The 26441-nt window shown below is 72.9% G+C and carries 23 protein-coding genes, 1 tRNA gene and 1 pseudogene; 13 read left to right on the plus strand and 12 right to left on the minus strand.

Features of this window, described 5'->3' with window-relative positions:
- Positions 1 to 17 precede the first annotated feature (17 nt).
- Both AB0947_RS06445 and AB0947_RS06450 read left to right on the plus strand, forming a co-directional pair.
- Positions 18 to 2036, plus strand: coding sequence for a beta-galactosidase (locus AB0947_RS06445; protein WP_366749109.1), 2019 nt, complete (start codon positions 18 to 20; stop codon positions 2034 to 2036).
- Between the two features lie 210 nt (positions 2037 to 2246).
- Positions 2247 to 3614, plus strand: coding sequence for a cellulase family glycosylhydrolase (locus AB0947_RS06450; RefSeq protein WP_366749110.1), 1368 nt, complete (start codon positions 2247 to 2249; stop codon positions 3612 to 3614).
- Positions 3615 to 3671: 57 nt separating this feature from the next.
- Here the strand turns inward: AB0947_RS06450 and AB0947_RS06455 are convergent, their stop codons facing one another.
- Genes AB0947_RS06455 through AB0947_RS06470 form a run of 4 tightly spaced genes read right to left on the minus strand, consistent with a single transcriptional unit; the run spans position 3672 to position 9136 of the window.
- Positions 3672 to 6056, minus strand: coding sequence for a glycoside hydrolase family 3 N-terminal domain-containing protein (locus tag AB0947_RS06455; RefSeq protein ID WP_366749111.1), 2385 nt, complete (start codon positions 6054 to 6056; stop codon positions 3672 to 3674).
- The gene (locus AB0947_RS06460; protein ID WP_366749112.1) at positions 6053 to 6871 is read right to left on the minus strand and encodes a carbohydrate ABC transporter permease; all 819 of its coding nucleotides are present in this window, start codon (positions 6869 to 6871) and stop codon (positions 6053 to 6055) included. Before AB0947_RS06460 ends, AB0947_RS06455 begins: the two co-directional genes overlap by 4 nt.
- Positions 6868 to 7824: a sugar ABC transporter permease gene (locus AB0947_RS06465; protein ID WP_366749113.1), complete on the minus strand. Its 957-nt coding sequence runs from the start codon at positions 7822 to 7824 to the stop codon at positions 6868 to 6870. Before AB0947_RS06465 ends, AB0947_RS06460 begins: the two co-directional genes overlap by 4 nt.
- 7 nt (positions 7825 to 7831) lie before the next feature.
- Positions 7832 to 9136, minus strand: a complete 1305-nt coding sequence (locus AB0947_RS06470) for an extracellular solute-binding protein (RefSeq protein WP_366749114.1) — start codon at positions 9134 to 9136, stop codon at positions 7832 to 7834.
- A 133-nt stretch (positions 9137 to 9269) separates the two neighbouring features.
- Between AB0947_RS06470 and AB0947_RS06475 the strand changes: the two genes are divergently transcribed.
- Positions 9270 to 10292: a LacI family DNA-binding transcriptional regulator gene (locus AB0947_RS06475; protein WP_366749115.1), complete on the plus strand. Its 1023-nt coding sequence runs from the start codon at positions 9270 to 9272 to the stop codon at positions 10290 to 10292.
- A gap of 171 nt (positions 10293 to 10463) precedes the next feature.
- Here AB0947_RS06475 and AB0947_RS06480 read toward each other — a convergent pair whose 3' ends face one another.
- Positions 10464 to 11549, minus strand: coding sequence for an endo-1,4-beta-xylanase (locus tag AB0947_RS06480; protein WP_366749116.1), 1086 nt, complete (start codon positions 11547 to 11549; stop codon positions 10464 to 10466).
- A 312-nt stretch (positions 11550 to 11861) separates the two neighbouring features.
- Here AB0947_RS06480 and AB0947_RS06485 point away from each other — a divergent pair, with 312 nt between their 5' ends.
- From AB0947_RS06485 to AB0947_RS06495, 3 genes and pseudogenes are all read left to right on the plus strand, one after another.
- On the plus strand, positions 11862 to 12557 hold the full coding sequence (locus AB0947_RS06485; protein WP_366749117.1) for a glycoside hydrolase family 11 protein: 696 nt from the start codon (positions 11862 to 11864) through the stop codon (positions 12555 to 12557).
- A gap of 67 nt (positions 12558 to 12624) precedes the next feature.
- Positions 12625 to 13305, plus strand: a pseudogene (locus tag AB0947_RS06490) (polysaccharide deacetylase family protein); the annotation flags it as partial.
- Positions 13306 to 13528: 223 nt separating this feature from the next.
- Positions 13529 to 13699, plus strand: coding sequence for a hypothetical protein (locus AB0947_RS06495; protein ID WP_366749118.1), 171 nt, complete (start codon positions 13529 to 13531; stop codon positions 13697 to 13699).
- 90 nt (positions 13700 to 13789) lie between these two features.
- Here AB0947_RS06495 and AB0947_RS06500 read toward each other — a convergent pair whose 3' ends face one another.
- Positions 13790 to 14806, minus strand: a complete 1017-nt coding sequence (locus AB0947_RS06500; RefSeq protein WP_366749119.1) for a zinc-dependent alcohol dehydrogenase family protein — start codon at positions 14804 to 14806, stop codon at positions 13790 to 13792.
- 254 nt (positions 14807 to 15060) lie between these two features.
- Positions 15061 to 15134: transfer RNA gene (locus tag AB0947_RS06505), tRNA-Pro, on the minus strand.
- A gap of 104 nt (positions 15135 to 15238) precedes the next feature.
- Between AB0947_RS06505 and AB0947_RS06510 the strand changes: the two genes are divergently transcribed.
- Together AB0947_RS06510 and cobF are read left to right on the plus strand one after the other, a co-directional pair.
- On the plus strand, positions 15239 to 15745 hold the full coding sequence (locus tag AB0947_RS06510) for a DUF309 domain-containing protein (RefSeq protein WP_366749120.1): 507 nt from the start codon (positions 15239 to 15241) through the stop codon (positions 15743 to 15745).
- Positions 15746 to 15890: 145 nt separating this feature from the next.
- Entirely contained in the window at positions 15891 to 16673 is a 783-nt protein-coding gene (cobF, locus tag AB0947_RS06515; RefSeq protein ID WP_366749121.1) for a precorrin-6A synthase (deacetylating), read from the plus strand.
- 151 nt (positions 16674 to 16824) lie between these two features.
- Here the strand turns inward: cobF and AB0947_RS06520 are convergent, their stop codons facing one another.
- From AB0947_RS06520 to AB0947_RS06535, 4 genes are all read right to left on the minus strand, one after another.
- On the minus strand, positions 16825 to 17571 hold the full coding sequence (locus AB0947_RS06520; protein WP_366749122.1) for a cobalt-precorrin-6A reductase: 747 nt from the start codon (positions 17569 to 17571) through the stop codon (positions 16825 to 16827).
- Between the two features lie 329 nt (positions 17572 to 17900).
- Entirely contained in the window at positions 17901 to 18674 is a 774-nt protein-coding gene (locus tag AB0947_RS06525) for a sulfite exporter TauE/SafE family protein (RefSeq protein WP_366749123.1), read from the minus strand.
- 83 nt (positions 18675 to 18757) lie between these two features.
- Positions 18758 to 20269 carry a long-chain fatty acid--CoA ligase gene (locus AB0947_RS06530; RefSeq protein ID WP_366749124.1) on the minus strand — a complete coding sequence of 504 codons (1512 nt, stop codon included), beginning with the start codon at positions 20267 to 20269 and terminating at the stop codon, positions 18758 to 18760.
- 73 nt (positions 20270 to 20342) lie between these two features.
- A complete protein-coding gene (locus AB0947_RS06535) occupies positions 20343 to 21530 on the minus strand; it encodes a thiolase family protein (protein WP_366749125.1) in 1188 nt (395 codons plus the stop codon).
- A 165-nt stretch (positions 21531 to 21695) separates the two neighbouring features.
- On the opposite strand from AB0947_RS06535, the gene AB0947_RS06540 reads away from it, so the two are divergent.
- The 5 genes from AB0947_RS06540 to AB0947_RS06560 all read left to right on the plus strand — a co-directional run bounded on the left by AB0947_RS06540 (position 21696) and on the right by AB0947_RS06560 (position 24982).
- Positions 21696 to 22505, plus strand: a complete 810-nt coding sequence (locus AB0947_RS06540) for a lysophospholipase (protein WP_366749126.1) — start codon at positions 21696 to 21698, stop codon at positions 22503 to 22505.
- A gap of 86 nt (positions 22506 to 22591) precedes the next feature.
- On the plus strand, positions 22592 to 23086 hold the full coding sequence (locus tag AB0947_RS06545) for a DNA starvation/stationary phase protection protein (RefSeq protein ID WP_366749127.1): 495 nt from the start codon (positions 22592 to 22594) through the stop codon (positions 23084 to 23086).
- Between the two features lie 28 nt (positions 23087 to 23114).
- The gene (locus tag AB0947_RS06550; protein ID WP_366749128.1) at positions 23115 to 23456 is read left to right on the plus strand and encodes a DUF3140 domain-containing protein; all 342 of its coding nucleotides are present in this window, start codon (positions 23115 to 23117) and stop codon (positions 23454 to 23456) included.
- A 13-nt stretch (positions 23457 to 23469) separates the two neighbouring features.
- Positions 23470 to 24117, plus strand: coding sequence for an endonuclease (locus AB0947_RS06555; RefSeq protein ID WP_366749129.1), 648 nt, complete (start codon positions 23470 to 23472; stop codon positions 24115 to 24117).
- A gap of 67 nt (positions 24118 to 24184) precedes the next feature.
- On the plus strand, positions 24185 to 24982 hold the full coding sequence (locus tag AB0947_RS06560) for an SAM-dependent methyltransferase (RefSeq protein WP_366749130.1): 798 nt from the start codon (positions 24185 to 24187) through the stop codon (positions 24980 to 24982).
- Here AB0947_RS06560 and AB0947_RS06565 read toward each other — a convergent pair.
- On the minus strand, positions 24972 to 25847 hold the full coding sequence (locus AB0947_RS06565; protein WP_366749131.1) for a Cof-type HAD-IIB family hydrolase: 876 nt from the start codon (positions 25845 to 25847) through the stop codon (positions 24972 to 24974). The two genes, AB0947_RS06560 and AB0947_RS06565, sit on opposite strands and share 11 nt — an antisense overlap.
- Between the last annotated feature and the right edge of the window lie 594 nt (positions 25848 to 26441).

A 26441-nucleotide genomic window follows, 5' to 3' on the forward strand; every position in this document is an offset into this window, starting at 1 on the left:
ACCCGAAAGAGAACACCGTGAAGCGCACCCTGTCCGTCCCCGGCATCGCCTACGGCGGCGACTACAACCCCGAGCAGTGGCCCGAGGAGGTGTGGGCCGAGGACATGCGCCTGATGCGCGAGGCCGGGGTGAACCTGGTCAGCGTCGGCATCTTCTCGTGGGCGCTGCTGGAGCCGTCCGAGGGCGTGTACGACTTCTCGCGCCTGGACAAGATCCTGGACCTGCTGCACGAGAACGGCATCGCCGCCGACCTGGCCACGCCCACGGCGGCGCCGCCGGCCTGGTTCTTCCGGGCCCACCCGGAGGCCCTGCCGGCCGACCGGGACGGCCGTACCCTCTCCTACGGCAGCCGCCAGACGTTCTGCCCGTCCAGCCCCGCCTACCGGCAGGCCGCGCTGCGCATCGCGGGCGCGCTCGCCGGGCGGTACGCGGACCACCCGGCCGTCCGCATGTGGCACGTGCACAACGAGTACGGCTGCCACAACGCGGCCTGCTACTGCGACACCAGCGCGGCGGCCTTCCGGCGCTGGCTGCGCGAGCGCTACGGCGACGACCTGGCGGCCCTCAACCACGCCTGGGGCACCGCGTTCTGGTCCCAGTGGTACTACGACTGGGAGGAGGTCCTGCCGCCGCGCGCCACCGGCGCCGTGTCCAACCCGACGCACCGGCTGGACTGGCGGAGGTTCTGCTCCGACGAGCTGCTGTCGCTGTACACGGCGGAACGGGACGTGCTCCGGGCGGCGGCGCCCACGGTCCCGGCCACCACCAACTTCATGGTGAACTTCAGCTTCGACGCCCTGGACTACTGGCGCTGGGCGCCCGAGCTGGACCTCGTCTCCAACGACCACTACCTGCGGTCCACGGATCCCGAGCCGCAGATCGACATCGCGCTCAGCGGCGACCTGACGCGTTCGCTCGCGGACGGCCCGTGGCTGCTGATGGAGCACTCGACCGGCGCGGTGAACTGGCAGCCCGTCAACCGGGCCAAGAGTCCCGGCCAGTTGCGCCGGGACGCGCTCGCCCACGTGGCGCGCGGCGCGGACGGCATCGCCTACTTCCAGTGGCGCCAGTCGAAGGCGGGTGCCGAGCAGTGGCACTCGGCGATGGTGCCGCACGCCGGGACGGACAGCCAGATCTGGCGGGACGTGGTCCGGCTCGGCGCCGACCTGAAGGCGCTGGCCGAGGTGCGCGGCAGCACCGGCACCGCCGAGGCCGCGATCGTGTGGGACTGGGACGCCCGCTGGGCCCTGGAACTCCCCTCCCAGCCGAGCGGCGCGCTGTGCTACCTGGACCTGGTGCGGGCCTGGTACGAGCCGCTGTGGCGGTCGGGCGTGGCCGTGGACTTCGTCCGGCCGGACGCGGACCTGACCGGCTACCGGCTGGTGCTGGCCCCGAACCTGTACCTGGTCGACGCGGCGGGCGCGGCGAACCTCACCGCGTACGCCGTCGGCGGCGGCACCCTGGCGGTCGGCTTCCACAGCGGTGCGGTCGACGAGAACTGCCATGCCCGGCTGGGTGGTTACCCCGGGGCGTTCCGGGAGGTGCTGGGCGTCCGCTCCGACGAGCCGTTCCCGCTGCTGCCCGGGGAACCGGTCGCGCTGACCGGTGCCGTGCCGGACGGGGCGACGGGCTCGCTGTGGTCGGAGCGGCTGCGGCCGGCGGGTGCCGAGGCGGTCGCCTCGTACGCCGACGGGCCCCTGGCGGGGGTCCCGGCGGTGACCCGGCGGGCGCACGGCACCGGGTCCGCCTGGTACCTGGCCACCCTGCCGGACCCGGCCACCCTGGCCGCACTGCTGGACCGCGTCCGCGAGGAGGCGGGCGTGGCTCCGGTGCGGACCGCCCCGCCCGGGGTGGAGGTGGCCCGCCGGCGCGGCCCGGAGGCGGACTACCTGTTCGTCATCGACCACACCGGGCAGGGCGCCGAAGTACCGGTGGCACAGGGCTCGTTCGAGCTGCTGACCGGCAAGGAGACGTCCGGCACGGTCACCGTCGCGCCCGGTGACGTGGCCGTCGTGCGCGAGCCGCGCGGCCGGTGAGCCGCGCCTGACGTCCGGGAGGCCGCGCGGCGCAGCGGGCCGCGTCCAGCCGGGGGCCCGTCCGGACGACCGGGGGCCAGGGGCCGGGTGACCGCCCCGGCCCCCGTCCTCCTGCTGGTCCTCCCCGCGGATGACTGGTAGCACGGGAGTGTTCAGCTGGAAGTGCGCACGAAGTCAAGGAACTCGACGCCGGCTTCCCGGAGGTTTCCCGTGCTGCGAGCGATGCTGACGGCGGGCGCGGTCCTCGCCGCCCTCCTCACCCCCGCCACCGCCCACGCCGAGGGGACCGGGCGGGACGTCCCCCGGCTCACCGACCGGGACGGACGGGTGCTCACCCTGCACGGCTGGAACATCGCGGACAAGGCGCACCGGGGCGAGGAGGCCCTGTCCGCCGTCACCGAACGCCAGCTGCGCGACCTGCGGGCCCGGGGCTTCGACTTCGCCCGGCTGCTGGTGTTCTGGGACGACCTGGAACCCACACCGGGGCACTACAGCCGCGGTTACCTGGAGAAGATCGAGCGCGTCCTGGACTTGGCCCACCGCCATGACGTGAAGGTCGTCATCGACGCCCATCAGGACGTCTTCGGCCCCGCCTTCGGCCATCGCGGCATCCCCGCGTGGGCGACCCGGACCGACGGGCTGCCGTTCACCGCGCACCCGGACGACTGGTTCGCCGAGTACTTCGAACCCGCCGTGCAGCGCGCCTTCACCCATCTCTACGAGGACGCGGACCTCCGGCGCGCCCAGGCCGGGATGTGGCGCACGCTCGCCGCCCGCTTCGCCCGCCACCCGGCCGTGCTCGGCTACGACCTGATCAACGAGCCGATGGGTGAGCCGGAGCCCGGGGAGGACCTGCCGACGGCCGCGCGCCGCATCGAACGCGAGCAGTTGACGCCGATGTACGACCGCCTCGCCCGCGCCGTCCGTTCGGCCGACCGGGACGCCTGGCTGTTCGTGGAGCCGACCCCGGTCGTGGGCGAGGGCGTACCGACCGGACTCGGCCGCGTCCACGACCCCCGGGTGGTGTACGCGCCGCACTTCTACGACACGGCCATGGAGGCCGGCGCCGACTACGACCCCGGGGCGGGCTGGATCGAGGCGTACGAGCGGGCGGTCACCGCGTACCCGGAGCGGTACCGGGTCCCGGTGGTGGTCGGCGAGTGGGGTGCGCCGGACAGCTCCCTGCCGCACATGGACCGCTTCTACCGGGACGCGATGGCCTCTCTCGGCCGTTACGCGTCCGGCTGGGCGGGTTACGTGTGGTGCTACGGCGGCGGGTACTGCGCGGTGGACGGCACCGGCGCCTTCCGCCCCCACAAGGAGCTGACCGCCGAGCCGTACGCGGAGGCGGTGGCGGGCACGGTCCGCTCCGCCGCGTACGACGCCGGCACGGGCGTGTACCGGCTGGTCTACCGCGCGGCGCCGCACGGCTCCCGGGTGACCGAGCTGTCCCTGCCGCCGGGCGCCTGGCGGGTCACGGCCGAGGGCGGCGCCGGCGTCGTACGCCGGCCGGCCGGCCGGGCCCTGGTGTCCGCCGTCCCGGGCGGTCTGGTGACCGTCACCGTGGAACGGGGCTGACGCGCCGCCGGCCCGTTCCCCGGCGGTCCGGGGAGCGGGCCGGCGGCGCGGGGCGCGTCAGACGGCGGGGTGCGCGGGCTCCTGCTCGAAGAGCGCGTGGAACCGGCGGGTGTGGTCCACCTGGCGTGCGGGGCCGGTCAGGGTGACCTTCGCCGTCAGCCGGGCGTCGCCGCTGGACGCCGCCAGCCGCAGTTCCAGTTCGCCGGGTTCGACCACCCGGTGCCCGTCGCGGCCGGTGAAGGAGGCCAGGTCGGCCGGCACGGTGACCCGCAGCCGGCGGGCCTCGCCCGGGGCGAGCGGGACGCGGGCGTAGCCGACGAGGCGCTGCACCGGCTGGACGACGGAGGCGACCGGGTCGTGCAGGTAGAGCTGGACGACCTCGGTGCCTTCCCGCTCGCCGGTGTTGCGTACGGTCAGGGCGAGGAGGAACGCGCCGCCCGTGTCCGCCTCCGGCCGCTCCACCGTCAGCTCGCCCCACTCGAAGGACGTGTAGGACAGGCCGTGTCCGAACGCGAAGGCCGCCGTGGGATCGATGTTGGACACGTCGCTGGCCTGGGCGAGCCGGGCGCCGAGGTAGCCGGCGGGCTGGCTGCCGGTACCGCGGGGCACGCTGACGGGCAGCCGTCCGGACGGGTTGGTCCGGCCGCTGAGCACGCCGGCGATGGCCGTGGTGCCCTCCACCCCGGGGAAGAAGGACTGCACGATCGCGGCGGCCTCGTCCACGGCACGGCCGAGGGCGTAGGGCCGGCCGGCCAGCAGGACCGTCACCACGGGTGTGCCGGTGTCGAGCAGGGCGTCGAGCAGGCGCTGCTGGGCGCCGGGCAGGGCCAGGGACTCGGCGTCGCAGCCCTCGCCGCTGGTGCCCCGGCCGAAGAGGCCCGCGCGGTCGCCGAGCGCCGCGACGACGACGTCGGCCCGGCGCGCGGTGTCGACGGCCTCGGCGATGCCGAGGACGTCGCCGTCGTCCACGCCGGTGCCGCGTACGACGGTGAACTCGGCGTCGGGGAACTCGCGCCGCAGGGCGTCCTCCAGGGTCGGCAGGTCGATGCCGGGCGGGGTCCCGGGGTGGTGCACCCCGACGTGCTGGGGGAAGGAGTAGCAGCCCAGTACGGCCGTGGCCTCGGTCGCGTTGGGCCCGATCAGGGCGATGCGGTGCGGCCGGCCGAGGGGCAGGGTGCCGTCGTTGCGCAGCAGGACGACCGCTTCCTCGGCGACCGTGCGGGCCAGTTCCCGGTTCTCGGCGCTGTCCAGGTCGACGGTGCCGCGCAGGGCGTCGGGGTCGTCCAGGTCCGCTCCGCCGAGGGCGGCCGGGACCGGGTCCCAGTCCGCGTCGAGCAGCCCGAGCCGGGCCTTCTGGAGGAGGACCCGGCGCAGCGCGCGGTCGATCAGCGCCTCCGGCACCCGGCCGGCGGCGACGGCCTCGGCGAGGGGCGCGCCGTACGTCTTGACGGTGGGCAGTTCCACGTCGACGCCCGCGCGCAGGGCCGTGCCCGCCGCGTCCGCCCAGTCACCGGCGACGCCGTGCAGGGTGCTGAGGAAGGCGATGCCGAAGTAGTCGGCGACGACCGTGCCCTCGAAGCCCCAGGTGTCCCGGAGCAGCCCGGTGAGCAGGTCCTCGTCGGCGGCCGAGGGCATGCCGTCGGTGTCGGTGTAGGCGTGCATGACGGAGTCGGCGGCGCCTTCGCGCACCGCCATCTCGAAGGGGGGCAGCAGGACGTCCGCCCGTTCGCGCGGGCCCATGGCGACGGGGGCGAGGTTGCGCCCGGCGCGGGAGGCGGAGTAGCCGGCGAAGTGCTTCAGGGTGGCGACGACACCGGCGGACTGCAGGCCCTGGACGTAGGCGGTGCCGATGCTGCCGACGAGGTAGGGGTCCTCTCCGATGGTCTCCTCGACGCGGCCCCAGCGGGCGTCCCGCACCACGTCGAGGACGGGCGCGAGGCCCTGGTGGACGCCGACGGACCGCATGTCGCGGCCGATGGCGGCGGCCATCCGGCGGATGAGGGCGGGGTCGAAGGTGGCGCCCCAGGACAGCGGGACGGGGTAGGCGGTGGCGCCCCAGGTGGCGAACCCGGCCAGGCACTCCTCGTGGGCCAGGGCGGGGATGCCGAAGCGGTTCGCGGCGGCGATCCGGGTCTGGGTGCGCAGCAGGGAGAGCGCGCCGAGCGCGGGGTCGACGGGCGCCGTGCCGAAGGGGCGGGTCAGCTGGCCGAGCCCGGCCGGCAGGAGCGCGTCGAGGTCGACGGCCTCCTCCATGTCGTGCTGGTGCGGGGCGACTTCGCCGCCCTCGTCGGACGCGCCGACCCACACGCCGTACAGCTGGGCGATCTTCTCCTCGAGGGTCATCGCGGCGATCAGCGCGGACACGCGGGTGCCGATGTCCTGGGTCGGGTCGTTCCAGAGGGGGATCTCGGGGGTGGTCTCTACGGCCACGTTGGTGGTCACTTTCCTCCCATGCCCATCAGGCCCTGGACGAGGGCGCGGCGGGCGAACAGGTAGACGAGCAGGACGGGCACCATGGAGAGCGTCACGGCTCCCAGCAGGCCGGGGATGTCGATCCCGTGCTCGGTCTGGAAGTTGTACAGACCCAGGGTGATGACCTTGGTCGAGTCGGACTGGGTCAGGACGAGCGGGAACAGGAAGCCGTTCCAGGCCTGGAGCGCGGAGAACACCACGATCGTGGACAGGCCGCCGCGCGAGAGCGGCACGACGAGCTGGAAGAACATCCGCCGCGGGGTCGCTCCGTCCACCGTCATGGCCTCGAACAGCTCCGGGGAGATGTCGCGCATGGAGCCGCTGAGGATCAGCGCGGACATCGGCAGGCAGAACGCGGCGGTGGGCAGGATGACGCCGAGGAGGTTGTCGTACAGGCCCGCCTCGCTGATCAGGTAGAACATCGGCACGATGACGGCCTGGGCGGGGATGGCGAGGCCCAGCAGGAACAGCCGGAAGATCTGCGAGGTGACACGGCTGCGGCTGCGTACGATCGCGTAGGCCAGGGGCGGTACGAGCAGCAGCACCACGGCGACGACGCAGACGGTGACGATGATGGTGTTGAGGAAGTACTGCCCGAAGCCCGAGTCGAACGCCCCGGTGTAGTTGTCGAGGGTGAAGTCGCCGGGGAAGGAGAGCGGGCCCTTGCTCGCGTAGTCCTGCCGGGTGCGCAGGGTCGCGGCGAGCATCACGTACAGCGGCAGTCCCACCAGGACGAGCCAGGCGATCGAGCCCGCTCCGGCCAGGTAGTTGGGGCGGCGCCTCATGACACCCCCTCCATGTCGCTGCGCATCTTGTCGTAGCCGGAGACGCGGACGACGATCAGTGAGACCACCGTGGCGGCGACGACCAGGCACAGGGCGATGGCCGAACCGGCGCCGAAGTCGAAGCCCTTGAAGGCCTTCTGGTACATGTAGTAGGCGCTGATCGTGGTGTCCGTGCCCGGCCCGCCCTGGGTCAGGATGAGCACGGTCTCGAACGTGGTGAGCCCGCCGACGATCATCAGGATCATCGAGGTGACGATCGAGTTGCGCAGCTGCGGCAGGGTGATGTGGAAGAACTGGCGGTAGCGTCCCGCGCCGTCGATCTCCGCCGCCTGGTACAGCACCGGCGGGATCGCCCGGGCCGCGCCCTGGTAGATCAGCGTGTGGAACGGGGTGAACTGCCAGGTGCTGACGAAGGCCAGCACCCCGATGGCCGAGGCCTGCTCACCGAACAGGTTGCCGTCCCCGAACAGCCAGGTCATGCGCGCCGGGATGCCGAAGTTCGGGTCGAGCAGGGCCCGCCAGAGCACCGACACCGCGGTGGAGGACAGCAGCAGCGGGATGAAGTAGATCGCGGAGAGGACGGCGCGGTTGCGCTGGTGTCCCGCGGCCCAGACGCCGAGCACGATGCTCAGCGGGGTCTGGATGACCACGCCCAGGGCGGTGAGCAGCAGGGTCAGCCAGATGCTCTTGATCATGACGGGGTCGTCGAGGATGCGCTTCCAGTTGTCCGTGCCGACGAACTGCGGTGACCCCAGGCCGTTCCAGCTCATGAAGGACAGCACCGCCACCATGATCAGCGGTGCGAGGGCGAAGAGGGCGAAGAACAGGGTGGCGGGCAGCGCCCAGCCGAAGCCGGGGCGCGTGCCGCGTGCGGAGTAGGAGTCCTCCGGCCGCCGCCGGGCCTTCCGGGAAGGCACGGCGGAGGGCGGAGCACTCGTGAGCTGTGTGGTCATGAGCGGTTCATTCGGTCGGAAGGGCCTGCATGGCCTTGATGAAGCCGTCCGCGTCGAGCTGTCCGTTGAAGAACTGCTGGACGGCCTGGTGGATCGGCGTCATGGCCGACGGCGGGAAGGCCTGGTCCCAGGAGAGCTGGAAGGACTTGGCCTTGGCGACCAGGTCGTACTGGAAGCGGGAGTACTCGGGGCTGGCGGAGGTGTCCAGGAACTTCTGGGTGTTGGTGGTGGTGGGCAGGTTGCCGATGGCCATCTGGGCCTTGACGAACTCGTCGGAGTACATGAGCTTCAGGAAGTCGGCGACCGCCTCGGGGTGCTTGGTCTTCTTCAGCACCGAATAGAAGTTGTTGGTGTTGCCGACGACGTCGGTCGGGTCGCCCTTGCCGCCGGAAATCGTCGGGAACGTGCCGTAGCCGAGCCCCTTGGCTGCGAAGTCCTTCGCGTCCTGCTGCTGCTGCGCGTAGTACCAGGACCCCATCAGCTCGAAGCCGGCCTTGCCCTGGGCCACCAGCGCGGGCGAGGCGCCGTTGGTGTACTTCACCGAGTCGTAGTTCTTGCCGAAGGCGCCGGTGTCGACGAGTTCCTTGAGCATGCCGAGCGCCTTCTTGCTGTCCGCGCTCGCCCAGGCGTCCTTGTCGCCGCCGAGGGCCTTCTGGAACAGCTCCGGGCCGGCCACACGGTCGTAGACGTACTCGAACCACATCAGCGTCGGCCACTGGTCACCGCCGCCGAGGGCGATGGGGGTGACGCCCGCGGACTTGAGCTTCTTGACGGCGTCGACCAGCTCGTCCCAGGTCTGGGGCTGCTTCACGTGCGCCTTGTCGAGCACGTTCTTGTTGTTGAACAGCAGCACCGGCTGCGTGCCGCGCATGGGGATGCCGTACGGCTTGCCGTCGACGACCGCGCTGTTGTAGACGCTGGGCAGGAACTTGTCGTCGAGGTTCGGGTCCTTCTTGACGAAGTCGTCCAGCGGCATCAGCAGCCCGGCCTTGACGAACGGCTGGATGCTGCCGCCGCCCCAGTTGAAGAAGACGTCCGGTGCCTGGGGCGTGTTGATGATCGTCTGCAGCTTCTGCTGGTAGTCGGCGCCGGGGATGGTGTCGAGGACGGCCTTGACCTTCGACGTCTTGTTGAACGTGTCGACGATCTGTTTCTCGACCTTGTTGCTGGCGTCCCCGTACACCAGCACATGGATCTTGCCGTCGTTCGAGGAACCCCCGCCGCTGCCGTTCCCGCAAGCGGCGAGACTCGCCGCCAGCGCGAGCGTCGCACCACAGGCGAGCACCCGGGGCATCCGTGTACGCATGATCATCCGCCTTCCGAAAGTTTCGGCTCTGGACCCGAAAGTCATGCGCTGGACAGTAGGAGCGGAGGGAAGAAATGGTCAACGGTCGTGCACCTACGCGGCCAAACCGTTATCCGGCCGAGTGGCCTATGCTGCGGCCATGCCCGAAGAAGCCCAGGTCGGTCGGAGAGTCACCCTGGCAGCCGTGGCGCGAGAAGCCGGCGTCTCGCTGCCGACAGTTTCGAAGGTCCTCAACGGTCGTTCGGATGTCTCCCCGGCGACCCGCGCCAAGGTCGAACGTCTGCTGGAGACCCACGGCTACCGCCGGCGCACCCCCGGACAGCCGCAGGCCCCGCTCATCGAGATCGTCTTCCACGAGCTGGAGAGCGTCTGGGCGATGGAACTCATCCGCGGGGTCGAGAACGTCGCCAAGCAGAACGACGCGACCGTGGCGCTCACCGAGAGCGGGACCCGGCAGGCTCCCGGACCCGAGTGGATCGGGGGCGTGCTGCGCCGCCGGCCCCTCGGGGTGCTGCTGGTCTTCTCCACGGTGCCGGAGGACGTGAAGCGCCAACTGCGGTCCCGGGCCATTCCGTTCGTCATCGTGGACCCGGCGGGCGATCCCGACCCCGACGTCCCGTCCGTGGGCTCGGCCAACTGGGCCGGCGGAGTCGCCGCCACCCGCCACCTCACCGACCAGGGGCACGAACGCGTCGCCATCATCACCGGCCCCGAGGACCTGATGTGCTCACTGGCCCGGCTGGACGGATACCGCTCGGCGATGGCGATGGCCGGTCACGAACCGGACCCCGGGCTGGTCCGGTTCGGCGACTTCCACGTCCAGGGCGGCTTCGAGCACGCCATGGACCTGCTGCGGCGGCCCGACCGCCCCACGGCGATCTTCGCCGGCAGCGACCTCCAGGCGCTGGGCGTCCTGGAGGCGGCCCGGGTCCTCGGCCTGAGCGTGCCCGGGGACCTGTCGGTGGTCGGCTACGACGACGTACCGCCGGCCCGCTGGTCGAGCCCGCCGCTGACCACCGTGCAACAGCCGCTCCAGCGCATGGCCGAGGAGGCGGCCCGGATGCTGCTGCGGCGGAAGGACACCAAGAAGGCGGCCCTGCGCATCGAACTGGCCACGCACCTGGTGGTACGGCAGAGCACGGCACCGCCCGCGAGGAGCTGAGGGGCCAAACGCGGCGGGGCGCCGGCCCCGCCCCGCCCCGGCCCACGGCCGCCACGGCACGCGGGCACGGCTCACCCCGGTACCGGCGCATCGGCCGCCGTACCGGGTCGCGGACGCGCGGACCGGCCGGCCGTCAGTGGCCGGCCGGTCCGCGGGGCAGTGAGGCGCGCGCTACTCGGCACCCCCGGCCCGCGCCCGCCCCGCCAGTCGTGACTGGAGCGCGCGGTACGCCGGCTTCGGGCGGTACTCCTCGTCGTACAGGTTCGCGGCGCCCTCGCCGGGGAACGTGCCGGGGACCCAGGAGTACGCGTCGGTGAAGCCCCAGACGGTGAACGAGACGCAGTGGCGGGCGCGCAGGCAGGCGTCGAGCAGGAGGCGGTAGCCCTCGGCCTGGGTGGCGAGCTTGTCCGGGTCCGCCGGCAGGGGCATGCGCACGTCCGCCTCGGTCACGGCCGTTGCCAGTCCGAGCTTGTCGAAGCGGGCGAAGTTGGCCGCCATGCCGGTGGGCAGGCCGTACTGGATGCCGAGGTGTCCCTGGAAGCCGACCCCGTCGACAGGAACGCCCTCCGTGCGCAGGCGGCTGAGCAGAGCGTAGACGGCGTCGCTCTTCGGACCCGTCCACTCGGTGTTGTAGTCGTTGTAGAACAGCAGGGCGTGCGGGTCGGCCTGGTGCGCCCAGCGGAAGGCGTCGGCGATGTAGCCGGGGCCGAGCTCGCGCAGCCAGATGGTGTCACGCAGGGTGCCGTCCTCGTTGAACGCCTCGTTCACCACGTCCCACTGCCAGACCTTGCCCCTGAAGTGCCGGACGGTGTCGGTGATGTGGCGGTGCAGGATCTCGCGCAGCCGGTCGGGGCCGGGTTCGCCGGAGGTGAGCCAGGAGGGCAACTGGTTGTGCCAGACCAGGACATGGCCGCGCACCTTCTGGCCGTGTCTGCGCGCGAAGTCGACCAGGCGGTCGGCGGCCGCGTAGTCGTACTCCCCCTGGCGGGGCTCGATCGCCTCCCACTTCATCACGTTCTCCGGGGTGACGGTGGAGAACTCGGAGCCCGCGAGCCGGCGGTAGGCGGCGTCGTCGGTGAGCGCGGACATGTCGACGGCCGTGCCGACCCGCAGGTGGTCGTCGGCGGCGAGCTGCCGCAGCGGACGGTCCGGCACCGCGGCGCCCCCGGAGGCGCTCGCGGGGCTCGCGGCGGCGAGGGGGAGCAGGGCCAGGCAGCAGGCCGAGGCGGCGGCCGCGAGGGAGCGGGACAGGTTCATGGGCAACTCCTGTGGGCGAATAGAAACTTTCGCATTACCTGACGAGCGTTGCGTCACGCTAAACAGCCGTCAATTCCGCGTCAACCGTCGTACGGGGAGTTATTCGGGCGCCTCTGGCGCCCTCTATCGAAACTTTCGGCTATACAGCCCGTAGTTAGCCGTCAAGTTTCGATGATGTTTCGGAAACAGACGCATTGACCGCCCTTTCACGCCCGCCCCATACTCTCCAGCAATCGAGCCTCCCTTCCTCGGGGACGGCTCGGCCCTGGCGTATGGCGCGAACATGACAACCCACCTCACCCAGGAGGAAGCATGGACATGGAGCACGCCCTCACCCGCCCGATGAGCCGGAGGGGCTTCCTCAACCGCGCCGGCGCGCTCGCGCTGGCCACGTCCGCGTCCGGGCTGCTGCTGCCCGGCACCGCCGACGCCGCCACGGTCATCACCACCAACCAGACCGGCACCAACAACGGCTTCTACTACTCCTTCTGGACCGACGGCGGCGGTTCGGTCTCGATGACCCTGAACTCCGGCGGCAACTACAGCACCTCGTGGACGAACTGCGGGAACTTCGTCGCCGGCAAGGGCTGGAGCAACGGCGGACGCAGGAACGTGCAGTACTCGGGCAGCTTCTACCCCTCCGGCAACGGCTACCTGTCGCTGTACGGGTGGACCTCGAACCCGCTCGTCGAGTACTACATCGTCGACAACTGGGGCAACTACCGGCCCACCGGGACGTACAAGGGCACGGTCACCAGCGACGGCGGCACGTACGACGTCTACCAGACGACGCGGTACAACGCACCGTCCGTGGAAGGCACCAGGACCTTCAACCAGTACTGGAGCGTCCGGCAGTCCAAGAGGACCGGCGGCACCATCACCACCGGCAACCACTTCGACGCCTGGGCCCGCTACGGCATGCCGCTGGGCAGCTTCAACTACTACATGATCCTCGCCACCGAGGGGTACCAGAGCAGCGGCTCGTCCAACCTCACGGTGAGCGGCTGATCCTCCCCCTGCGCCCCATCCACCCCCCACGGCGGTCAGGCCGCCCATCCGAGGAGGACCCACCCGCATGCGTGCCGCACCCCGCCCCCTGCTGACCGGACTGGCCCTCGCGGCGACCGCCGTGGCCGGCACGGTCACCGCCGTCACCGACGCGGCCCCGGCGCACGCCGCCACCTGTTCCGGATACGTCGGGCTCACCTTCGACGACGGCCCGTCCAACGACCACACCCCGGCCCTGCTCAACGCCCTGCGGCAGAACGGCCTGCGGGCCACGATGTTCAACGAGGGCCAGTTCGCGGCCGCCTACCCGGCCCAGGTCCGGGCCGAGGCGAACGCCGGGATGTGGATCGGCAACCACAGCTACACCCATCCCCACCTCACCCAGCAGAGCCAGGCGCAGATCGACTCCGAGATCTCCCGCACCCAGCAGGCCATCGCCGCGGCCGGGGGCGGGACACCGCAGCTGTTCCGCCCGCCGTACGGCGAGACCAACGCCACCGTGCAGGCGGTGGAGGCCAAGTACGGCCTGCGGCAGATCATCTGGGACGTCGACTCGCAGGACTGGAACGGCGCGAGCACCGACGCGATCGTGCAGGCGGTGTCCCGGCTGGCCAACGGCCAGATCATCCTCATGCACGAGTGGCCGGCCAACACCCTCGCGGCCATCCCGCGCATCGCGCAGACGCTGGCCGGCAAGGGCCTGTGCGCCGGCCGCATCTCCCCGCAGACCGGCCGCGCCGTGGCCCCCTGACCCCCGGGACGAACGGCTGAGGGGCGGCTCCGGACACCACCGGGGCCGCCCCCGACCCCTGTGCGCGGGCCGGTCAGGCCGGCCCCGCGGCCATGCCCCCGCGCCCGGCGGGAACCCGCGGATCGCGGCCCGGCGGCCGGACGACATGCGCGTTACGCCGTTCGGGCGCATCCTGGGAGCGGCCCAACCAGGTGCCACAGACCGACCTCCGGGAGGTGCTGTGATCCTGATTGCCCTGCTCGTGCCCGTCCTCGTGATCGCGTTCCTCTTCATCACACCGGCACTCGAAGAAGTCCTGTTCCCCCTTCCCGAGACCGACGACGACGCCGGTCCCCCGCCCCACGCGGCCGCGCCCCTCCTCGTGCATCCGAGGCACGAGGAGGAACAGTGAACAGCTCCGCAGGCCCGGCACGGCTGCCGGGCCGGCGGCGTACCCTGGCCGGCGCCCCGCCCGCCGGCGCCGACGGGTCCACGGCGTGGGTCAGGGCGTGAGGAGGGCCTTGATGGCGCGGCGCTCGTCCATGGCCCGGTAGCCCTCCTCGACCTGCTCCAGGGGCAGGGTGAGGTCGAAGACCCTGCCCGGGTCGATCCGCCCGGACAGGACGCGGTCGATCAGGTCGGGCAGGAAGCGGCGCACGGGGGCGGGGCCACCGCGCAGGCCGACGTGGGTGTGGAACAGTTCCTCCCCGTCGATCGCCACCTCGTGCGGGAGGCCGACGAAGCCGACGTTGCCGCCGGGCCGGGCCGAGTGCAGGGCCTGCCGCATGGACTCACCGGTGCCGACGCACTCCAGGACCGAGTCCACGCCGATCCCGTCGGTCATCTCCTTGATCCGGGCGACGCCGTCCTCGCCGCGCTCGGTGACGATGTCCGTGGCACCGAACTGCCGGGCCAGTTTCTGACGGGACTCGTGACGGCTCATGGCGATGATCCGCTCGGCGCCCATCTCCTTCGCCGCGATCACCCCGCACAGCCCGACCGCGCCGTCACCGACCACCACGGCCGTGGAACCGGGCCTGACCTCGGCGGCCTCGGCGGCGTACCAGCCGGTGCCCATCACGTCGGAGACGGCCAGCAGGCCGGGCCAGAACTCCTCGCCCGGCACCTCCTCGGTGGCGACCAGGGTGCCCTGGGCGTTGGGAATGCGCACGTACTCGGCCTGGCAGGTGGTCATGAACTCGCGGTTCACGCAGTTGGACTGCCAGCCGTTGCGGCAGTTGGCGCAGGTGTTGTCCGAGGTCGCGAACGAGCCGACGACGAACTGGCCGGGCTTGACCGAGGTGACCTCGCTGCCGACCGCCTCGACGAAGCCGACGTACTCGTGCCCCATGGGGTGTGCCTCGTCGGTCGCGTCCAGGCCGCGCCAGGGCCACAGGTCGGTACCGCACACACAGGTGACGGCCGTACGGATGACCGCGTCCGTCGGCTCCTGGATCTCCGGGTCGTCCAGGGTTTCGAAGCGCACGTCTCCAGGGGCGTGGATCACTGCTCCGCGCATGGGGGAAGTCCTTACGTTTCGTGGGGGGAGGGGCTCGGGGCGGCTCGCGGGCCCCCGTGGCCGTATGGCACCCCCGGGGCGGCGGATGCCACCCGGGGAACGCCTCTTTGCTCCAGGTAACCGCTCATCCCGGCGTCCGGCGAGTCAGCGGCGGGGAGGCGCCCTGCCGGCCAGGCGGACGCCGCCGGTCTCCGCACACGCGTCAGGGCCGGTCCCGGATGCCTCCGGAACCGGCCCTGGCCGACTTCCACACGTCGGGACGACAGGATTTGAACCTGCGACCCCTTGACCCCCAGTCAAGTGCGCTACCAAGCTGCGCCACGTCCCGTCGCACTCACGCGCGATGCCCCGCGTGATCGTGCGGACAGCACTTTACCCCACGCCCGGGGGTGCGCCGAAGGAGACCCGGCGGTACGGGGGACAATCGGCGGTATGACGAACGCGGGCGCATCGGATGCCAGGGACCGGGACACGGCCGGGCGGGCGCGGAACGCGCGGCCCCGGGACGGGCTGGGGCGCCCGTTGCCGTACGGCGCCGAGGGCGTCCCGCGGCAGCCGGAGGGGGTCCTGCGGACACCGCAGGACACGGTCGCCGAGGCGCGGGCGCTGCTGGCCTCGGGGCGGCCGTTCCACGCGCACGAGGTGTTCGAGGACGCCTGGAAGTCGGGCCCGGAGGAGGAGCGCGCGCTGTGGCGGGGTCTTGCCCAGCTGGCGGTCGGCCTCACCCACGCGGCCCGCGGGAACACCGTCGGCGGGGCGCGGCTGCTGCGGCGGGGCGCCCAAGCGGTCGAGGAGTGGTCGGCCGGACGCGGCGAGGACCGCCCGTACGGACTGGACCTGCCGGGCCTCACCCGCTGGGCCCGGGAGCTGGCGGGACGGGTCGAGGACGGTGCGGCACCGATCGACGCGGGGACCGAGGCACCGCGCCTGGGGCCGTGACCCCCGCCCCCCGAAGCCGCACCACCGACGAGGGCCCGGCGTGCCCCCGCCCCGGACGCCTCCCGCACGCCCGCGAGCAGGCCGTCGTCGCAGGCTGTGCGGAGCCGGTGGACGCATGGTCAGTGGCATGCGGCACACTCGGGGCGTGCGAAAGATTCATGTCATCGGTATCGGCGCGGGCGACCCCGACCAGCTGACCCTCCAGGCGGTCAAGGCGCTGCGGGGCACGGACGTGTTCTTCCTGCTCGACAAGGGCGAGGTGAAGAGCGACCTCACCCGGCTCCGCCGGGACATGCTGGACGCCCATCTGCCCGAGGGGTCGTACCGGGTGGTGGAGGCCCGTGATCCGGAGCGGGACCGGGCGGCGGGCGGACCGGCCTACTCCCCCGCCGTCGGGGACTGGCGCAGCGCCCGCGCCGGGATCTACGAGCGGCTGATCGCCGAGGAACTGGACGAGGCGGGCACGGGCGCCTTCCTGGTCTGGGGCGACCCCGCGTTGTACGACAGCACGCTGGGCATCCTGGAGGAGGTGCTGGAGCGGGGCGCGGTGCGGTTCACGTACGACGTGGTGCCGGGCGTCAGCAGCGTCTCCGCCCTGGTCGCCCGGCATCGCACCGGGCTGAACCGGGTCGCCCGGCCGGTGCAGATCACCACCGGGCGGCGGCTGGCGGAGGGCTTCCCGGAGGGCGTCGACGACGTGGTCGTGATGCTCGACGCGCACCAGGCCTTCCGGCGGTACGCCGGGGAGGACATGGACATCTACTGGGGTGCCTACATAGGCACGCCGGACGAGATCCTCGTCTCCGGACCGATCGCCGAGGCCGGCCCGCGCATCGAACGGCTGCGGGCCGAGGCACGGGAGCGCAAGGGCTGGATCATGGACACGTACCTGCTGCGCCGGCATCCGTCGCGGGAAAGCGGGGACTGACCCAGGGGGCGGAGGGAGCCGGGCAGCGCGCCACGGCCGCTGCGCTTCCCCGGTCCGCGCTGTCGGCGGGGCCCCACGCGGGAGGCCGCTAGACGGCCCTGGTCGCCCGTCTTTCCTTGGTGCGCGATCGGCCGCGTCCGGGCCGCCGTCGTCAGGCCGGGCCGAAGCCCAGCCGTTCCAGGGCGTCCGCCACGTCCGGTACGGCGGTGACGCCGGCCGGGAGGGCGGGGCGGCGTACGACGACCACGGGCAGGCCCAGCCCCCGTGCCGCCGTCAGCTTCGCGGCCGTCGCGTCGCCGCCGCTGTCCTTGGTGACCAGGACGTCGATGCGGTGGGCGCGCAGGAGTTCCGTCTCCCCGATGACCGTGAAGGGACCCCGGTCCAGGACGACGGTGGTGTCCGGGGGCAGCGGCGGCTCGGGCGGGTCGACCGAGCGGACGAGGAAGCGCAGGCCGGTGAGGTGGGCGAAGGCCGCGAGGCCGAGGCGGCCGGTGGTGAGGAACACCCGGCGGCCGAGGCCGGGCAGGGCCTCGGCCGCCGCGGCCAGGGACGCGGCGTCGTGCCAGCGGTCGCCGGGGCCCGGCCGCCAGCCGGGGCGGCGCAGGACGACGGCGGGGACGCCCGTGGCCCGCGCCGCGCGGGCCGCGTGGTCGGTGATCGACGCGGCGAAGGGGTGGGTGGCGTCCACCAGGGCGTCCACGCGGTGCGCGCGCAGCCAGTCGGCGAGGCCCTCCGGCCCGCCGAAGCCGCCGGTCCGCACCTCGCCGGGCAGCGCCCCGGGCCGGGCGACCCGGCCGGCGAGCGAGGTGGTGACCCGCACCCCGGGCCGGGCGGCGAGGTCGGCGGCGAGGCGACGGGCCTCGGTGGTGCCGCCGAGGATCAGGACGTGCGCGGGCATGGGGGTGAGCGTACGAGGTCGTACGGGCCGGCACGCCGCCCGGGTCGCCACCGCCGGGCCGTGCGGTCCTCGGCGTCCCCGCGTGCCGTCCCGATCGGCGTCGACCGGGTCCGCACCGTGTCGTGGAAGGTGCTGACCCCGCCGGCCGCCACAGCCGCCCCTCTCGCGTGGTCGTGGCCGGCGGCGCCGGGCCGGGGTTCGACCGCGCCGCGCTCAACCGGGCCTTCGGCGGAATGAAGCGGGGGCGCGGCTCGTCGCCGTGCTCGCCGTGCACCGCGACCTGTACCGACGCGTGGCGGAACAGCGGCCGGCGGAGTAGCGCCGGCGGGCTAGCGGAGCAGTAGTTGCAGGCCGCCCACGACCGTCGCCGCGATCACGAGTTGTTCGAAGAGTCGCTGGTTGATCCGGTTCACAGCCCACTTGCCGAACAGCGCCCCCGGCACGACGAACACCACGAGCGCGGCGTCGAGGAGCAGCGAGCGGCCGTCGATCAGCCCGAGGCCCGCGCTGAACGGCACCTTCGAGACGTTCACGATGAGGAAGAAGAACGCGGAGGTGCCAAGGAAGCCGAGCTTCCGGAACCCCGCGGACAGCAGGTACATCGACATCACCGGCCCGCCGGCGTTGGCGACCATCGTCGTGAACCCGCCGAGCACACCGTACGAGCGGGCCTTGACGCGGCCCGCCCGGGTGCCGGCCTCGTCCGGGTCCTCCGGGGTGCCGGCCGTCCGCCGGCGCCACAGCGTCACCCCGGCCATCAGCAGCAGGATCGCGCCGATCGAGGTCCGTACGATCCCGTCGTCGGCCCACACCAGGAACAGCGTGCCGGCCACCACGCCGGCCGCCACCGCCGGGAACAGCCGCCACAGGGTGGGCCAGTGCGCGTGCCGCCGGTAGGTGAGGACGGCGAGCACGTCACCGGCGATCAGGACGGGCAGCAGCACGCCTGTGGAGGCGCGGGCGGGCAGGACCGCCGCGAAGATCGCGAGACTGACCGTGTTGGCCCCGCTGACGGCCGTCTTGGAGAAGCCGACGAGCAGGGCCGCGAGGGCGAGCGCCGCGAACCCCCAGCCGGATATGTGCCAGAGCGTCATCGTGTTCATGGAGGGACCGATGCTATGCCCATGCATGGACCCGGCGTGACGAGTGCCCCGGCGGGCGGCCCCGTGCGACGGCGGTGCGGCGTCTAGCGGCCCGTGTAGCGCGCCCGCAGCTCCCGCTTGAGCACCTTCATGCTCGGCCCGAGCGGCAGCGCGTCCGCGAGCTCCACCCGCCGCGGGTACTTGTGCCGGCCCAGGTGCTCCTTGGACCACTCGATGAGCGCGGCGGCGTCCGGCGCGGTGCCCGGCGCGGGGACGACGACGGCGCACACCTCCTCGCCGTGCAGGTCGTCGGGCAGGCCGATGACGGCGGCCTGGGCGATCTCCGGGTGGCGCATCAGGACCTCCTCGACCTCCCTCGGGTAGACGTTGTAGCCGCCGCGGATGATGACGTCCTTCTTCCGGTCGACGATCCGCAGGAAGCCCTCGTCGTCCTTGGTGCCGAGGTCACCGGTGCGGAACCAGCCGTCCACCAGGGCCTCCGCGGTGGCCTCGGGGCGGCCGAGGTAGCCGGAGAAGACGTTGTGCCCGCGGATGACGACCTCGCCCACCTCACCGGGCGGCAGCAGCTCGATCCGGCCCTCCACCTCCGCGCGGGCGATCTCCACGTCGATGCCCCACAGGGGGTGGCCGATGGTGCCGGCCCTCGTGCCGAACACCGGCTGGTTGACGGTGGCGGTCGGCGAGGTCTCCGACAGCCCGTACCCCTCGTAGATCTCCGCGCCGAACGCGGCCTCGAACCGCTCCAGCACGGCCACCGGGAGCGAGGCCCCGCCGGAGACGCACACGCGCAGCGCCGGGAGCCGCTCCGCGTCCGCGGCGACGGCCGCGAGGGCGACGAACATGGTGGGCACGCCGTGGAAGGTGTTCACGCCCTCGCGCACCATCAGGTCGATGGCGCGGGCCGCGTCGAAGCGGGGCAGCAGCACCAGGGTGGCGCCGGCCCGCCAGGTGGAGTTGAGCGAGACGGTCTGGCCGAAGGCGTGGAACAGCGGCAGCGCGCCGAGGGCGATGTCGTCGGCGCGGATGTCGTTGGCGTCGAAGGCGTTGACGGTCGCGTTCATCACCAGGTTGAAGTGGCTGAGCACGGCACCCTTGGGGACACCGGTCGTACCGCTGGTGTAGAAGATCACCGCGGGGTCGTCGGCGGCCCGGGTGACGTACGACGCGAGGGGCTCGGCGCCGGCCGCGAGCTTCTCGAACTCCGTGCCGAGGGTGATGGCCCGGACGCCCGTGGCGCGTGCGGCGGCGGTGCCGGTCTCCGCCTGGGCCGGGTGCACCAGCAGCACGGTGGCCCCGCTGTCGCGCAGTACGTGCTCGACCTCGCCGGCGGAGAGCAGCAGGTGCACGGGGACGACGACCCCGCCCGCCGCGGCGATCGCGTAGTAGGCCACCGGGAACTCGGCGGTGTTGGGGGCCATGAGGGCGACCCGGTCGCCGGGCCGTACGCCGAGACCGGTGAGCGCGCCCGCCTGGGCCAGCGCGCGCTGCCACGCGTCGGCGAAGGTGAGCCGCAGATCGCCTTCGACGAGGGCGGTCTTGCCGGGGCGGCGCCGGGCGTTCTCGGCGAGGATGGCGGCGACGGACAGGGTGGCCATGGAGTGCTGCTCCGTTTCTTGCTGCGGCTCGTGTACCGGATCCCCTTGCGGGGTGCCCCCCGTTGAGGGAGCTCTAGTGCCTCTCGACCAGCACCGCGCTCCCCTGCCCCACCCCCACGCACATCGTCGCGAGTCCCCGCCGCGCGCCCGTGCGGCGCATCCGGTGCAGCAGGGTGGTGAGGATGCGGGCGCCGGAGCAGCCGAGCGGGTGGCCGAGGGCGATGGCGCCGCCGCTGGGGTTGACCAGGCCGGGGTCGATGCCGAGCTGGTCGACGCACGCGAGTGCCTGCGCGGCGAACGCCTCGTTGAACTCGGCCTCCTGGACGTCGCCGATCTCCCAGCCGGCCCGGCCCAGCGCCTTGCGGGTGGCGGGGACCGGGCCGAGGCCCATCACGTCGGGGTGGACACCGGCGGAGGCGCCCGCGATGTAGCGTCCGAGCGACTCCAGGCCCAGCTCGTCCAGGGCCTCCTCGCTGACCAGCAGCAGGCCGGCCGCGCCGTCGTTCATCGGCGAGGCGTTTCCGGCGGTGACGGTGCCGTTCGCGCGGAAGACGGGCTTCAGCCGGGACAGCTTCTCCAGCGAGGTGTCCTCCCGGACGCACTCGTCTTGCTCGAACACGATGCCGTCGGGGCGCTCGACGGGCAGGAGTTCACCGTCGAAGTGGCCGTCCTTGCGTGCGGCGGCGGCGAGCCGGTGGCTGCGCAGGGCGAACTCGTCCTGGCGCTCGCGGGAGACGCCGTACCGCGCGGCGACCTCCTCGGCGGTCTCGCCCATGGAGAGCAGGCCGTGCAGCTCCTTCATGGCGGGGTTGACCAGCCGCCAGCCGAGCCGGGTGTCGTAGGTCTCGATGCGCTGCGGCAGGGCCTCGTCGGGGCGGGGCAGGACGAAAGGGGCGCGGCTCATGGACTCGGAGCCGCCGGCGATCACGACGTCGGCCTCGCCGGCGGCGATGGTCCGGGCGGCGGTGGTGACCGCCTCGAGTCCGGAGGCGCACAGCCGGTTGACGGTGGCGCCGGGCACGGAGTCGGGCAGTCCGGCGAGCAGGGCGGCCATGCGGGCGACGTTGCGGTTGTCCTCGCCGGCCTGGTTGGCGGCGCCCCAGTAGACGTCGTCGATCCGGGCGGGGTCGAGCGCGGGCACGTCGGCCACCAGGCGGCGGATGACGGTCGCGGCCAGGTCGTCGGGGCGGACCCCGGAGAGGGCTCCGCGCAGCTTGCCGATGGGGGTGCGGCGGGCGGCCGCGAAGTGGACGGGACGCACGGCTGGGACTCCTGACCTACGACGCTGTGGATCAGCACGGACCTCACGACAGCTCTCCCGCTGCCCGGCAGCCCATTAATTAGCACTGCTAGTTTTGGACTATAGACCGCCGACCGCCCCACTGGGAAGATCCCCGGGACCTTCCCCGAGGCAGCTGGAGGAGAGATGCCCCACGTCCGCGAGCACGTCCTCGACGGCACGCACGGAACCCTCGCCGTACGGGAGTGGCCGCACCCGGCCCCCCGCTGCCTGGCACTGCTGGTACACGGGTACGGCGAGCACGCCGGCCGGTACGCGGAACTCGCCGCCCGGCTCACCGGACACGGCGCCGCCGTGTACGCGCCGGACCACGCGGGGCACGGCCGGTCGGCCGGGGAGCGGGTGCTGATCGAGGACTTCGAGGACGTGGTCACGGACGTGCACACGGTGGCGGACTCGGCCCGCGCCGCACACCCCGGCCTGCCGCTGGTCCTGGTGGGCCACTCCATGGGCGGGCTGATCGCGGCCCGCTACGCCCAGCGGTACGGCGGTGAACCGAGCGCCCTGGTCCTGTCCGGCCCGGTGATCGGCGCCTGGGAGCTGCCGGGGCGGCTGCTGGCCCTGGAGGAGATCCCGGACGTCCCGGTCAGCCCGTCCGCGCTCTCCCGGGACCCGGACGTCGGTGCCGCGTACGCGGCCGATCCGCTGGTGTGGCACGGGCCCATGAAGCGGCCGACGCTGGAGGCGTTCGCCCGGACGCTGGAGACCGTCGCCCGGGGCGGTGACGTCGGCGGGCTGCCGCTGCTGTGGCTGCACGGCGACGACGACCGCCTGGTGCCGCTGCCCGGGAGCCGCGCCGGGGTGGAGCGGCTGAGCGGCGGCCGGCTCACCGGGCGGATCTTCCCGGGGGCGCGGCACGAGGTGTTCCACGAGACGTGCAAGGGGGAGGTCTTCGCGGAGCTGCTGGCCTTCCTGGACCGGGTACTACCCCGCTGATCTGCCGGTTTGCTCCCCCGCCCAGCGGGCACCCGCCCTGTCGGACATGACCGTGGACAACCGCTGGAAGGGGATGTACGGAGACCATGACCGTGGTCAAGAGCTCGCTGCCCGAGGAGGCGCTCCGCGTCACCGGAACCGCCCTGCAGGAGACCCTGGTGGACCTGCTCGGGTTGTCGCTGATCGGCAAGCAGGCGCACTGGAACGTCGTGGGCCCGCGGTTCCGGTCGATCCACCTCCAGCTCGACGAGGTGGTCGCCGCGGCCCGGACCCACTCGGACACGGTGGCCGAGCGTGCCGCCGCGCTGGGCGTGCCGCCGGACGGCCGGCCGGAGACCATCGCCGCGTCCTTCGCACTGCCCGGCGCCAAGGACGGCTGGGTGCGCGACACCGAGGTCGTGGAGCTGATGGTGTCGGCGCTGGAGGCGGCCATCGGGCGGCTGCGCGAGCGGATCGAGGCGACCGAGAAGGCCGACCCGGTCACCCAGGACCTGCTGATCTCCGTCACCGCCGACCTGGAGAAGCAGCGCTGGATGTTCGAGGCCGAGAACCATCCGCGCGAAGACGCCGCCAACCAGTAGACCGCTCCCGCACGGAAGGGGCAGACCCATGGCCGACGCCCTGGAGACCGAGGCGCTGTGGGAGGACTTCCACCGCGTGGTGAACATGACCTCGGCGGAACTCGCGGCCTGGCTGAAGGTCCGGGACGCCGACGAGGAGACGGAACCGCTCCCGGAGGAGGCGACGCTCACCGGCCAGCATGTCCTCGCCATCCTGCGCAAGCGCCGTACCGACCTCACGGATGACGACGTCCGGGTCATGCACAAGGTCGTCGACACGGTCGGTGACCTGGCCGACCTGGAGAACGAACCCGAGCCGGAGAGCACGCCGGAGGACACCGGGCGCCGGCACCGGCTGATGACGCTGGGCCACGACCCGCTCAAGCCCTAGCCGGAGCCGGACCATGGACCGGGACGAACGGGTCGTGCGCGAGCTGGTGTCCGGGTACGGGCGGACGTACGCCGAGGAGGCGGGCATCCGCCTGAAGGACACCCCGCAGCCGCTGTACCGGCTGCTCGTGCTGTCCCTGCTGCTCAGTGCCCGGATCCGGGCCTCCGTCGCGGTAGCCGCCGCCCGGGCCCTGCACGAGGACCACCTGGACAGCCCCCGCCGGATGGCCGGGGCCGCCTGGCAGCAGCGGGTGGACGCGCTCGGCCGGGGCGGCTACCGCCGGTACGACGAACGCACCGCGACCCAGCTCGGCGACGGCGCCGAGCTGCTGACCGAGCGCTGGGGCGGCGACCTGCGCCGGCTGCACCGGGAGGCGGGCGGGCACACCGGCGAGCTGAGGCGGTTGCTCCAGGAGGAGCCGGGCATCGGGCCGGCCGGCGCCGACATCTTCCTGCGCGAGGCGCAGCGGGTGTGGCCGGACATCGCGCCGTACCTGGACGGCAAGGCGCTGTCCGGGGCCGGGCGGCTCGGCCTGCCGAAGGAGCCGGACAAGCTCGCCAAGCTGGCCGGGGACACCGAGCCGGCCGTCCTGGCCGCCGCGCTGGTCCGGGCGGCGCTCGACGACGAGGTGGCCGAAGACTGTCTGCGCCGGGCCGCTTGATCGTGCCAGACTGCTCCCCGCGCGTCCCGGACCGACCACCGGGACCCGACGGGCGGAGGAGCATCACGTGACGGGGACGGGGCCGCGGATCCAGGACGGCATCGACACGACCCGGCCGCATCCGGCCCGGGTGTACGACTGGTTCCTCGGCGGCAAGGACAACTATCCGGCCGACGAGGAGCTGGGCCGGCGGATCGCGGCGATCGACGGGGGCGCCCCGAGGGCCGCCCGCGCGAACCGGGCGTTCATGCGCCGCAGCACGCGGATGCTGGCAACGGAACGGGGGATCCGCCAGTTCCTGGACATCGGCACCGGCATACCGACCGAGCCGAACCTGCACCAGATCGCCCAGTCCGTGGTCCCCGGCGCCCGGGTGGTGTACGTCGACAACGACCCCATCGTGCTGGCCCACGCGCACGCGCTGCTGCGCGGCACCGCGGAGGGCGTCACCGAGTACGTGCAGGCCGACGCCCGCGATCCGCAGACGATCCTCGGCCAGGCCGCCCGCGTCCTGGACCTCGAACGCCCGGTGGCCCTCTCGCTCATCGCCCTGCTGCACTTCATCGCCGACGACGACGGCGCCCACGACCTGGTGGACACCCTGGTCGGCGCGCTGGCGCCGGGCAGCTGTCTGGTGCTCTCGGCCATGACCGCCGACTTCGAACCGGAGAACGTCCGGCGGGGCATCGCGGCCTACGCGGCCGGCGGGGTCACCCTCGTGGCGCGTTCCCGGGTCGAAGTGGGCGCCTTCTTCGAGGGACTGCGGCTGCTGGAGCCCGGGATCGTGCCGGTGGCCGAGTGGCGGCCCGAGGAAACGTCCGACGGGCCGGTCTCCCTGTACGGCGGGGTCGCGGTCAAGCCCTGACGCCGTCGTACGGCAGGTCCAGCACCCGGGCGACGGTCCGCAGGACGCCGTCGTCGTTGTTGGACGGGGCCAGGTGGCGGGCCCGCCGGATCACCTCGGGGTGGGCGCCCGCCATGGCGAAGGACCACTCGGCGGCGTCGAGCATCTCCAGGTCGTTCAGGTAGTCCCCGAACACCATGGTCTGGGCGGGCGTGATGCCGAGCGCCCGCTGGAGGCCGCGCAGGGCGGTGCCCTTGTCGGCGGTGCGGTTCATCACGTCCACCCAGTGCTCGCCGGAGACGACGACCTGGTGGGTCGCGGTGAACTCCGCGAGGGCCGGGGCGGTGGTGTGCTCGGCAGAGCCGAAGTCGAACAGCGCGACCTTGATCATCTCGTCGTCGACGGCGGTGACGTCCTCGACGATCCGGTGCTCGACGTAGTACTTGCGCACCTCCGCCAGGAACGCCTCGTCGGTGCGCTCGACGTACGCGGCCCGCTTGCCGCAGACGACCGCGCCGACGTCCGCGCCGTCCGCGACCAGCCGCCGCGCCCTGCGGGCGACCCCGGCGGCGACGGACCGGTCCAGCGGGTCGGAACTCAGCTCCACGCCGTCGCGGACCACGTAGGTGCCGTTCTCCGCGATGAACACCATGCCCTCGGCGACCTCCTCGAACTGCCGGAAGAGCGTGGCGTACTGGCGTCCGCTCGCCGGGCTGAACAGCACGCCGCGGCGGCGCAGTTCGGCGAGCATCGGCCACAGCCCGTCGGGAATCCGCTTGGCGTCGTCCAGCAGCGTGCCGTCCATGTCGGTGACGATCAGCCGGATGTCGGCGGGGCCGGCGGGCAGGCCGGCGGCGTCGAGGAGGGGCGTGGGCGTGGCGGGCATGTCCTGCTTCCGGTCGGGGGCGGTGCTACCGGTCCAGTGTTCCTCATACGCCCCACCGCCCCGGAACCACCTGGGGGCGAGACGCAAGCACGCGTGCACCGCAGCTCCGCTAGGACCACCGGGGCCGGGGAACCCGGCATGCCGAAATCGCCGGGGCGGGACGCAGGCCCGTCCGCAACCACCGGGGGCGAACCGCTTGGCTGCAACCACCGGGAGCCGGGGCACCCGGCAGGCCGAAATTGTCGGGGCGGGACGGAAGCCTCGCCCGCGACCACCGGGGGCGAAGCGCTCGGCTGGAACGGCCGGGGACCGCAGCGCCCGGCAGGCCGCAACCACCGGCGCGAGGCGCAAGCGCCCGAACCGTCGAGCGCCGGGGCACCCGGCTGTCGTCAACCACCAGGGCGAGGCGCAAGCCTGCCCGCAACCGCCACGGGCGAAGCGCTTGGCTGCCACCGCCGGGGACTGGGGCACCCGGCAGGCCACTCCGCTGCAACCGCCGGGGGCGAAGCCCACCCCTCCCCAAACCGCCGGAGGCGAAGCGCACGCCTGCCAGGCACCGCCGAAGCGAAGCGCAAACCTTCCCCGGACCGCCCG

Source organism: Streptomyces sp. NPDC047841, assembly GCF_040704085.1.
GTDB classification, from domain to species: domain Bacteria; phylum Actinomycetota; class Actinomycetes; order Streptomycetales; family Streptomycetaceae; genus Streptomyces; species Streptomyces argyrophylli.

Coding starts and splice junctions, on each gene's coding strand:
- AB0947_RS06465 (WP_366749113.1), bottom strand. CDS start 7,824: ATGACCACACAGCTCACGAGTGCTCCGCCCTCCGCCGTGCCTTCCCGG.
- AB0947_RS06480 (WP_366749116.1), bottom strand. CDS start 11,549: ATGAACCTGTCCCGCTCCCTCGCGGCCGCCGCCTCGGCCTGCTGCCTG.
- AB0947_RS06485 (WP_366749117.1), top strand. CDS start 11,862: ATGGACATGGAGCACGCCCTCACCCGCCCGATGAGCCGGAGGGGCTTC.
- AB0947_RS06510 (WP_366749120.1), top strand. CDS start 15,239: ATGACGAACGCGGGCGCATCGGATGCCAGGGACCGGGACACGGCCGGG.
- AB0947_RS06565 (WP_366749131.1), bottom strand. CDS start 25,847: ATGCCCGCCACGCCCACGCCCCTCCTCGACGCCGCCGGCCTGCCCGCC.
- AB0947_RS06550 (WP_366749128.1), top strand. CDS start 23,115: ATGGCCGACGCCCTGGAGACCGAGGCGCTGTGGGAGGACTTCCACCGC.
- AB0947_RS06460 (WP_366749112.1), bottom strand. CDS start 6,871: ATGAGGCGCCGCCCCAACTACCTGGCCGGAGCGGGCTCGATCGCCTGG.
- AB0947_RS06475 (WP_366749115.1), top strand. CDS start 9,270: ATGCCCGAAGAAGCCCAGGTCGGTCGGAGAGTCACCCTGGCAGCCGTG.
- AB0947_RS06540 (WP_366749126.1), top strand. CDS start 21,696: ATGCCCCACGTCCGCGAGCACGTCCTCGACGGCACGCACGGAACCCTC.
- AB0947_RS06545 (WP_366749127.1), top strand. CDS start 22,592: ATGACCGTGGTCAAGAGCTCGCTGCCCGAGGAGGCGCTCCGCGTCACC.
- AB0947_RS06500 (WP_366749119.1), bottom strand. CDS start 14,806: ATGCGCGGAGCAGTGATCCACGCCCCTGGAGACGTGCGCTTCGAAACC.
- AB0947_RS06520 (WP_366749122.1), bottom strand. CDS start 17,571: ATGCCCGCGCACGTCCTGATCCTCGGCGGCACCACCGAGGCCCGTCGC.
- AB0947_RS06530 (WP_366749124.1), bottom strand. CDS start 20,269: ATGGCCACCCTGTCCGTCGCCGCCATCCTCGCCGAGAACGCCCGGCGC.
- AB0947_RS06470 (WP_366749114.1), bottom strand. CDS start 9,136: ATGATCATGCGTACACGGATGCCCCGGGTGCTCGCCTGTGGTGCGACG.
- AB0947_RS06525 (WP_366749123.1), bottom strand. CDS start 18,674: ATGAACACGATGACGCTCTGGCACATATCCGGCTGGGGGTTCGCGGCG.
- AB0947_RS06555 (WP_366749129.1), top strand. CDS start 23,470: ATGGACCGGGACGAACGGGTCGTGCGCGAGCTGGTGTCCGGGTACGGG.